Raw genomic sequence first — 690 nt, 5'->3', positions numbered from 1 at the left:
TGATCACCGGTTGATTGAAATGATTGTCCAGAAATATCTCCTCCACTATTGAAAAGTTCGGTTCCATCAGAATCCAATACGATAAAATCGTCACAACAAGCTTCTAAGAAACCTGAATTCACCACTAAATTAAGTGAACTGCCGTCCGTACTTATATAATCAATCTGTATATCTTCATTATTTCCATAACAGAAATTTTCTGTAGTAGGTGCCGCAGAACAATCTATAGATACTTCCTCACAGTATACTTGTGTAAACTCATCACTGGTAATTACACAATTTGGATCTTGATTATTTTCTATTGTAAATTCTACTAAAGTACCATTCGCATAAGGACCAAAGTTATAGACTCCTGTAGCGGAAGCTATTTCAGAGTTTCCTTGGTTATCTTCAATCGTCACATCGGTAGCATCACCGATACTTGTAAGATCTACATCAATCGTAAATTGAGGACCATTTTGACAATCTTCAACTACTGTATAACTTGCTTCAGGGTTGATACAGGTGGCACAAGAAACCGTATAATCTATTGGGTCGTAACCATTATCTGAACAGTTGACAGATCCATCAGAATCAATAATTACGGTAATCTGATCACCGGTTGATTGAAATGATTGTCCAGAAATATCTCCTCCACTATTGAAAAGTTCGGTTCCATCAGAATCCAATACGATAAAATCGTCACAACAA

The 690-nt window shown here is 36.4% G+C and carries 1 protein-coding gene; it reads right to left on the bottom strand.

Going from position 1 to position 690, the window contains the following annotated elements:
* Positions 1-690: hypothetical protein (locus tag FVB9532_RS19610; protein WP_194716602.1), on the bottom strand; the 690-nt coding region annotated here is incomplete at both ends.

It is taken from the genome of Mesonia oceanica, from assembly GCF_902499555.1.
GTDB lineage: Bacteria > Bacteroidota > Bacteroidia > Flavobacteriales > Flavobacteriaceae > Mesonia > Mesonia oceanica.
This window is presented reverse-complemented; position numbering and strand designations above follow the sequence as displayed.